Genomic DNA, 7,890 nt, shown 5'->3' with positions numbered 1-7,890 from the left:
GTGCTTGAGCAGGCAGGTTCCGTCCGGGAGCCGCAGAACGGGGTGGGGGTGCCCGGCGCGGGCGATGCGCAGGGTGCCGGTGGCCGGGTCGGCAGGGATGTCAGTCCTGCTTGAACGACCTCTTGACGTCGTCTGCGGCGTCGGTGACCTTGTCACCGGCCTGCTTCATGCCGCCCTTGGTCTGCTGGCCCTTGCCTTCGGCCTCGAGATCACGATCGTTGGTGGCCTTGCCACCGTGCTCCTTGGCCTTGCCGGCCAGTTCTTCTGCCTTGTGCTTCGCCTTGTCGATGAAATCGGCCATCGGTCGGTCCTCCTTGTTTGACGGACGGTTCTCTCTCCGGATACCCGGCCGGCACGCAGCGAAACCGCGAACCGGCAAGCGGCGCCGAATGCGGCCGACCGTGTAACACTGCCTGGGTAGACCCATGAGGAGGAGAAAATGTCCGACCCGAACAGCGGCGACCCCATCGGCGATGCCCCCGATGCCGATCCCGAACTGACGCGCAACCGGTCCGGTGGCGGGGCAGCGGCGGTGTGGCGCGTGGTCACGGTGCTGGTGATCATTGCGCTGATCATCGCGCTGATCATGGTCTTCCTCTAGCGATCGCCCGAGCGGAGACCGGTCGGCCTAGAGCCAGTCGCGGCGTTTGAACAGCACGAACAGCACGGCTGCGGAGAAGAAGACGATGACAGCGACCGCGAGGACGCCCATTTCCTCTCCCGAGCCGGGAAACGGCACGTTCATCCCGAACCAGCCGGTCACAGCGGTCGGCACCGCGATGATCGCGGCCCAGCCGGTCAGCTTCTTCATGACGGTGTTGAGACGGGCATCCTGCAGCGACAGATTCGTCTCGAAGACGGTCGTGACCATGTCGCGTAGCGATTCGGTCCATTCCGTGGCACGGAGAACGTGGTCGTAGAGGTCGGTGTACCAACCGTCCAGCCCGGGCGTGATACCGTGTTCGGCGCGAAAGTGCATCACCGCGTTGACGACCTCTCGCATCGGCAGCACGACCCTGCGCAGCTGAACCAGTTCCTTGCGGAGCCTGTAGACAGCCCGCTGGATCTGCTTCGGCTGGGCCTCGTCGGCGAACAACCCGTCCTCGATCTCCTCGATCGCGTCGTCGAGGTCACGGATGGTGTCGAATTGCCCGTCGACGACCACGTCGAGCAGGCCGTGCAGCAACGCAGCGGTGCCGAATTTCAGCAGGTCGGGGTTTGCGTCCCAGCGGGTCACCACATCGTCCATGTCGAACGGGCCGCGGCTACGGACGGTGACCAGGCACCCGGGCAGAAGGAATGCCGAGATCCGCGTCGTGCTCAGCCGGGATTCGTACGCCTCCACCGCGGGATCAGGGCCGGTCGCGAGGTGCGTGGCGTAGACGGTGAGGAAGGTGTGCGTCGCATAGCGCGTCGCTTTGGTGCGTTCGCCGCGCGCGAGCGCATCTTCCACCGCGTGGGGGTCGAAGCTCAGCTCCTCCGCCAGCGCGAACAGTCTCTCCGGTTTCGGATCGAGAAGATCCACCCATACGAGGCAGTCGGGGTCCTGCAGGTAGTCCGAGATGTCGGCGAACGGGACGTTGTCACCCTCGACTTTTCCGCTGCGCCACACCCGTGTGCGGACCTGGCCGTCGTGGATGGTGGTCATTCTCGCAGTCTGCCCGACTCGCTCCCGGTGTGTGCAGGGTCGAGCCCGTGTTCTCGAACCGGTTCGTCGCGGGTGACGACGGGGCGCGTGTCCCTGCGTGCAACCGTTCCGGCCGTCACATTCGGGTGCCGACACCTCCGGCGTCGGCCAGTCGGAGCATTTCGGCGAGGAATGCCTCGTCGACGATGGGCCACCCTCCGGGCAGCGTGCCGGTGCGCACCCTGTCCTGCAACGACTGGAGCACCGCGACCACGTGCGGGCCACCGTCGATGAGATGCCGCACCAATCCGCGCTCCCCGCACAGCGCGACGAGCGGCGCAACGGTTCGCTCCGCTTCCTCGTACCGCCCGGCGGCGTGGAGGCATGCCACGACGAGCCGGGTGTAACTCATGTGAGTCCGCGGGCGACGGCCTGCGGTCCGGCGTTGCCACCACCGCGCCCACTCCACGGATTCGGCCACGGCGGCCGGCTCGCCGGTGCGGTAGAGCAGACGGATCGCGGTAGCGTCCTCGTATTGCGCGGTGACCTCTTCCGGTCCCACCGCGAGGGGCGTATCGGGATCCGGCATCGTTCGGTGCGGCGGTACCTCGGGGTCGAAACCCAAACGCAGACGTTCGTTCTCGATTCGTGCTCGCAGGCGCGGAAGTTCGTGTGTCGACGCCGCCCGAAGTCCTTCGTCGAGCAGTTCGAGGGCGGCATCCCTGTCTCCGCGCAGTAACTTCAGCCGAGCTGCGGTGGCAAAGCGAGCCATCATGAAATCGGCTATGCCACCCTCGATTCCGAGTAATTTGCTCTCGTCGAGCAAGGCTTCCGCCTCAGTGATTCGTCCCTGCTCGTACATCATCTCGCCGAGCATCGCAGCCGACAGCCGACCCGCGTGGCTGTGGATTCCGCTGCTGTTCCGAGCCGCGCGCAATGCCCTGCGGAAGTACTCCTCGGCGCTCGCAACGTCGAGTTGTTCGTTCGCGGCCATGCCGCACAGGCACATCCCGTAGATCGACGCGAACTGCCCGCGTGCGCGCTCGTGGTAAGGCCGGGCCCACTCCTGACGGCGCCGCGCACTGTCGAATTCGAAACACAGGAGGTCCGCGTAGGACGCGAAGACGGACGCGGAGCCTACCGCCCAGGGACGGGCATCCTGGGGTTCGGCGAGGACCGGTTCCACCAACTCTGCGATCCCCCGGACCTGATCGGCGTTCATCAGGAGCGCCGCTTCGGCCACGCGGGTCTCGACGAGGAGCGCATCGAGTTCGGACGAGGGGAGAGTGCTTCGGGCGCATGCGGCCGGAATGGCGGCAAGCGCCCCCCGTGCCTCCGAGAACCGCTGCAGCGCAGCGTCGGCCCAGCTTCGACTCAACAGCAGACGGGGGTCGTCGGCGACCGCCCGAGGTGGCAGCTTGTCGATCTGGGCCAGGAGAGTGCCCATATGCCCCTGCTCCATCAGGGACATGCCGTCCGTGGCCACCAGATCCACCGCGAATGCCGTGTCACCGGCGGCGAGCGCGTGGTCGACGGACTCGCGGATCAGGTGGTGCCGCGCGCACCACTGCGCGGCGGCGCGGTGCAGTGCGGGGATGCGCTCGGGATGGTCGCGTTCGAGGCGTCGGCGCAGGAACTCGCGGAACAGGTGATGGAAGCGGAACCAGACGCGTTCGTCGTCCACCGGACGAAGGAACAAGTCGCGTTGTTCCGCGTCCTCGAGCATCGCCTGGCTGTGCGGCTCGCCGGTCAGTGCTGTGGCGAGTCCGGCACAGATGGAGTGCGTGACCGAAATCGCCGTGAGGAACTCGTACATCTCCGGCTCGAGCGTGGAAAGTACGTTCTCGGCGAGGTATTCACCGATCGCGTGGTGGCGACCGCTCAGATTCTCGATCATGGCCGACGGATCGTCGCTGTCCCGCAACGACAACGACGCGAGTTGCAGGGCAGCGGCCCAGCCTTCGGTGGTGTTGTTCAATCGCTGTACGTCGTCGGGAGACAGATGCAGGCCCCCGACGTCGCGAAGAAACGCCTCGGACTCCTGGTCGTCGAAACGCAATGCGGCCGAGTCGACTTCCAGCAGCTCGTCGCGCACGCGCATGCGGCTGAGCGGTAATCCGGCCCGGCTGCGGCTGGTGACGACGACGTGCAGGTTCGGTGGCCCTTGCTCGATCAGAAGTTCGAGAGCCGCAACGGTTTCCTGTGAGGTGACACGATGCCAGTCGTCGACCACGAGCGTCGTCGGCTCACCGGTCCGGAAGATCTCGTCGATGAGCGTACTCAGGACGTAACGGGTCGCCTCGTCACCGTGCGCCTGCAGAATCTGCGCGAGGTCGCGGGCGAGCGCGGGGTGGAGTTGCTTGACGGCTTCGATCAGGTGCGCGAGAAACCAGGTGACGTCGTTGTCGTCGCTGTCCACGGTGAGCCACGCGACGGGAACACCTTCGGCTGTGAGCACGTCCCGCCATTGCGCCGCGAGAGTCGACTTCCCGAATCCGGTCGGGCCGTGGATGGCAGTGAGCCGCCGACTCTGCCCGGAGCGGAGCAGTCGAAGCAAGCGGGTTCGGTGGACGAGCGGCCGGGCAGGCAGCGGAGGACGGAAACGGGTGGCGGGGGCAGTCGACCGCGGCGTGACGGCAGCGGTAGGCGGGTGGCCCGTCTCCGGAGGTGCGTCCGCCCGCGCGTCCGTGAGATCCGCAGGCGGCGACGAGGGCAGCGCCATGTCGTCGACCTTCAGACCGTGACGCCACTCGATTGCACGGAGAAGCTCACCGAACTCCGCGGCGGACGCCGGACGATCCTCGGGGTCGGGCGCCATTCCGCTCTCGAGGGCGACGCACAGATCATCCGGGATACCGGAGCCCCGAAGGTCCGGGACGGGCTCGGACGTCATCCGCACGAACTGGGCGACGACCCGCTCACCCACCTTGCGTTCGAAGGCCGCGTGACCTGTGATCGCGCAGAACAAGGTGGCGGCGAGCCCGTACAGATCCGACGCCGGTGTCGGCTGCCCGCCGCGCAGGACCTCGGGGGCGGTGAACGCGGGCGATCCGGTGATCATCCCGGGTGTCGTGCGGAAGCCGCCCCCCACGTGCGCGATGCCGAAGTCGGTGAGCTGGGGCTCGCCGTATTCGGTGATGAGGATGTTGCCGGGCTTGACGTCCCGGTGCAGGACGTCTGCACGGTGGGCGGTCTCGAGTGCTCCGGCGACTTTCACGCCGATCCGTATCGCCTCCGGCCACGGCAACGGGCCGTGCTTGCGGATCCGCGTGTCGAGCGAGTCGTGCGGGTGGTAGTGCATCACCAGGTAAGGCTGGTTCGAGTCCGTGGTCCCGGCCTGCAGCACGTTGACGATGTTCGGGTGGCCCGAGAGCCGGCCCATCGCGCGCTGTTCCCGCAGGAATCGTTCGAGGTTGTCGGGATCGAGGGTCGTGCGGAGCACCTTCACCGCGACCGTCCGGTCCAGCGACTCCTGTCGGCAGCGGAAGACGATTCCGAAACCGCCGCGGCCGATTTCTTCGGCGTCGGTGAATCCCGCATCGGCCAGCGAACGCACGATTTCGGCAGTGTCCACCGTCGGCGCCGGGGCGCGCTGGGTGGAGATCAACTCGTAATCGGGCATCGTTTCGATCACCTCGCGGGGCCGTTTCTTCAGCGTAGTCCCGAAATGTGCACTCCCGACGCGGATCGTTCGCACGCCCTCGTTTACCGTGATCCGACCGGACCCTGGCAACGATGCCAACGGACCGGTCCAACAACACTGCTATCAGAAGTGGGACATCAATGAAGAAGACTGTCGCGGCGCTGTTCGGCGCAGGCGTGGTCCTGCTCGCGTCGGCGTGCGGATCCTCGGACGGAACCGCATCGGCCGACGAGACCACCACCACGACCACCACAACCACCACGAGCGCCTCGTCGGCGCAGGGTGGTGCAGGTGTGCAGCTCGGCAACAGCTACGACGAGAACTGCGACGCTCTCGTTCCGTACCTCGACGAGCTCGAGGAATGGGGACAGGATCGTGCCCAGGCAGCGCAGGCCGTCGCGGATGCGCAGCAGCAGCTCCCGCAGTGGCAGGAGCTCGACGTAGAGCAGCAGGCAGACACGCTCCGCGCCATCGAGAACGCCGGCAAGGGCGAGTGCTGACAGACCCGCTGTTCGACAGGTTGCGGCGCTTCCCGGATGTGGAAGCGCCCAATCTGTTCGCTGTCGATGCCGCGGACCGGCTGATCCTCGACGAAGCCGGCCCGGCCCTCGAGGCGGCTCCCGACGGCACCGTCGTCGTGATCGACGACCAGTACGGTGCCCTGACCCTCGGCGCGGCGGTCCGCTACGCGATATCCGGCCTGCGCGTCCATCAGGATTCGATCGTGGCCGAGCGCGCCCTGGCCGCCAACGCTTCCCGTGAGAACCTCGCGGACCGGTACGCGTCACACGGTCTGGACGAACAACTCCTCCGCGGCGCCCGCGTCGTGCTCCTGCGCCTGCCGCGTTCGCTCGGCGCGCTCACCGAGACAGCCGAAGCGATCGCCCGGCACGCCGACCCGGAAGTCGTCGTCTTCGCCGGTGGCCGGGACAAGCACATCACCGTCGCCATGAACGACGTGCTCGCACGATCTTTCGCCGAGGTCCGGGCGTCACGGGGGAGGCAGAAGTCGCGCGTGGTCACCGCGCGCGGGCCGATCCCGGGCCCGAGCACCTATCCGGTACGGGAAACCCTCCCCGAACTCGCCCTGGTCGTCGTCGCGCACGGCGCCGCGTTCGCCGGCCCGCGACTGGATATCGGCACCCGCTTCCTCCTCGACTTCCTGCCGCGAACGGCACCGGACGCATCCGTCGCCGTGGACCTCGGATGCGGCACCGGCATCCTGGCGACCGTGCTCGCGCGGCAGCACCCGGACATGCGGGTGATCGCCACCGATCAGTCGGCCGCCGCGGTGGACTCGGCCGCGGCGACCGCATCCGCGAACGGCGTCGCCGACCGCGTCGATGCGCTGCGCGACGACGTCGCAGGCTCGCTGCCCGACGCCTCCGTCGACCTCGTGGTGTGCAACCCGCCCTTCCACATCGGTGCGGCCGTCCACACCGGCGCCGCGGAGAAGATGTTCGCCGCGGCGGGTCGCATCCTGCGTCCGGGAGGAGAGATGTGGACGGTGTACAACTCGCACCTGCGCTACCGCCCCATCCTGAAACGGGTGGTCGGCGCCACGAGTGTCGAGGGCCGCAACCCCAAGTTCACCGTGACTCGATCGGTGCGCACCCGGTAGAGTCCGATTCGTCCGGGGTCTGCTCTGCGGCGACCGTCACAGCGGTCGGAGGGAGGGAACTTCTGCCCCGGCTTACGCGTTGAGCGGACAGAAGCGACCACCAGAAGGGAAGTGCACGGTGCGCACCACCAGTAACCCGGTGTTCCGTAACCTGCCCAAGCAAGAGGGCGGCGGATACGCCAGTTTCGGCTCTGCGTCGGCAGGCGCCGCGCAGGTCACCCAGCAATTCGGCCAGCCGCAGTATTCGCCTACGGACCCGTGGGCGCGGCCTACGACCGAGCGGTCGATGACCATCGACGACGTCGTCACCAAGACCGGTATCACGCTCGGCGTGCTCACCGTCTCTGCGCTGATCTCCTACGTCCTCGTCACCATGAACACCGGCCTGGCCGCACCGTTCGTCATCGGCGGCGGTCTCCTCGGTCTCGTCCTGGTGCTCGTAGCCACCTTCGGCCGCAAGATGGACAATCCGGCGATCGTGCTCGCGTACGCCGTGGCGGAGGGCTTCTTCCTCGGCGCGCTGTCGTTCATGTTCACCGACATCACGTTCGGTGGCGCCGGTGGCTCGACACTCATCGCTCAGGCCGTCCTCGGCACGTTCGGTGTCTTCTTCGGCATGCTCGTCGTGTACCGCACGGGCGCGATCCGGGTCACGCCGCGTCTGACCAGGATGATCGTCGGCGCTCTCGTCGGTGTCCTGATCCTCGCGCTGGGCAACATCATCGCGGGCTTCTTCATCGACGGCGGCCTCGGGCTGCGTGACGGTGGCCCGCTGGCCATCATCTTCAGCCTCGTGTGCATCGGCATCGCGGCGTTCAGCTTCCTGCTGGACTTCGACTCCGCCGATCAGCTGATCCGCGCTCAGGCTCCGGAGAAGGCCGCGTGGGGCGTCGCCCTCGGCCTCACCGTGACCCTGGTGTGGCTCTACGTCGAGATCCTGCGTCTGCTGAGCTACTTCCAGAACGACTAGCAACAACCACGAACGAAGGCCCCGGGCGA

General features: G+C 67.3%; 7 protein-coding genes. 4 read left to right on the top strand and 3 right to left on the bottom strand.

Going from position 1 to position 7,890, the window contains the following annotated elements:
• Window positions 1-100: 100 nt before the first annotated feature.
• The gene (locus ACFWBU_RS20945) at window positions 101-301 is read right to left on the bottom strand and encodes a CsbD family protein (RefSeq protein ID WP_169621527.1); all 201 of its coding nucleotides are present in this window, start codon (window positions 299-301) and stop codon (window positions 101-103) included.
• Window positions 302-439: 138 nt separating this feature from the next.
• Between ACFWBU_RS20945 and ACFWBU_RS20940 the strand changes: the two genes are divergently transcribed.
• Window positions 440-601, top strand: a complete 162-nt coding sequence (locus tag ACFWBU_RS20940; RefSeq protein ID WP_169621528.1) for a hypothetical protein — start codon at window positions 440-442, stop codon at window positions 599-601.
• A 27-nt stretch (window positions 602-628) separates the two neighbouring features.
• Here ACFWBU_RS20940 and ACFWBU_RS20935 read toward each other — a convergent pair whose 3' ends face one another.
• Both ACFWBU_RS20935 and ACFWBU_RS20930 read right to left on the bottom strand, forming a co-directional pair.
• The gene (locus ACFWBU_RS20935) at window positions 629-1,648 is read right to left on the bottom strand and encodes a magnesium transporter CorA family protein (RefSeq protein WP_169621529.1); all 1,020 of its coding nucleotides are present in this window, start codon (window positions 1,646-1,648) and stop codon (window positions 629-631) included.
• Between the two features lie 115 nt (window positions 1,649-1,763).
• A complete protein-coding gene (locus ACFWBU_RS20930; protein ID WP_378529131.1) occupies window positions 1,764-5,249 on the bottom strand; it encodes a protein kinase in 3,486 nt (1,161 codons plus the stop codon).
• Between the two features lie 161 nt (window positions 5,250-5,410).
• On the opposite strand from ACFWBU_RS20930, the gene ACFWBU_RS20925 reads away from it, so the two are divergent.
• The 3 genes from ACFWBU_RS20925 (at window position 5,411) to ACFWBU_RS20915 (ending at window position 7,861) form a co-directional block, all read left to right on the top strand.
• Window positions 5,411-5,770, top strand: coding sequence for a hypothetical protein (locus tag ACFWBU_RS20925; RefSeq protein WP_240952338.1), 360 nt, complete (start codon window positions 5,411-5,413; stop codon window positions 5,768-5,770).
• The gene (locus tag ACFWBU_RS20920) at window positions 5,764-6,891 is read left to right on the top strand and encodes a class I SAM-dependent methyltransferase (protein ID WP_378529130.1); all 1,128 of its coding nucleotides are present in this window, start codon (window positions 5,764-5,766) and stop codon (window positions 6,889-6,891) included. Before ACFWBU_RS20925 ends, ACFWBU_RS20920 begins: the two co-directional genes overlap by 7 nt.
• A 118-nt stretch (window positions 6,892-7,009) precedes the next feature.
• The gene (locus ACFWBU_RS20915) at window positions 7,010-7,861 is read left to right on the top strand and encodes a Bax inhibitor-1/YccA family protein (protein WP_169652512.1); all 852 of its coding nucleotides are present in this window, start codon (window positions 7,010-7,012) and stop codon (window positions 7,859-7,861) included.
• Window positions 7,862-7,890: the final 29 nt, after the last annotated feature.

Source organism: Rhodococcus sp. NPDC060084, from assembly GCF_042730335.1.
GTDB lineage: Bacteria > Actinomycetota > Actinomycetes > Mycobacteriales > Mycobacteriaceae > Rhodococcus.
This window is presented reverse-complemented; position numbering and strand designations above follow the sequence as displayed.

Bases quoted from the DNA above. Each gene is read 5' to 3' on its own strand.
- ACFWBU_RS20945 (WP_169621527.1), bottom strand. From the start codon at position 301: ATGGCCGATTTCATCGACAAGGCGAAGCACAAGGCAGAAGAACTGGCC.
- ACFWBU_RS20925 (WP_240952338.1), top strand. From the start codon at position 5,411: ATGAAGAAGACTGTCGCGGCGCTGTTCGGCGCAGGCGTGGTCCTGCTC.
- ACFWBU_RS20935 (WP_169621529.1), bottom strand. From the start codon at position 1,648: ATGACCACCATCCACGACGGCCAGGTCCGCACACGGGTGTGGCGCAGC.
- ACFWBU_RS20940 (WP_169621528.1), top strand. From the start codon at position 440: ATGTCCGACCCGAACAGCGGCGACCCCATCGGCGATGCCCCCGATGCC.
- ACFWBU_RS20930 (WP_378529131.1), bottom strand. From the start codon at position 5,249: ATGCCCGATTACGAGTTGATCTCCACCCAGCGCGCCCCGGCGCCGACG.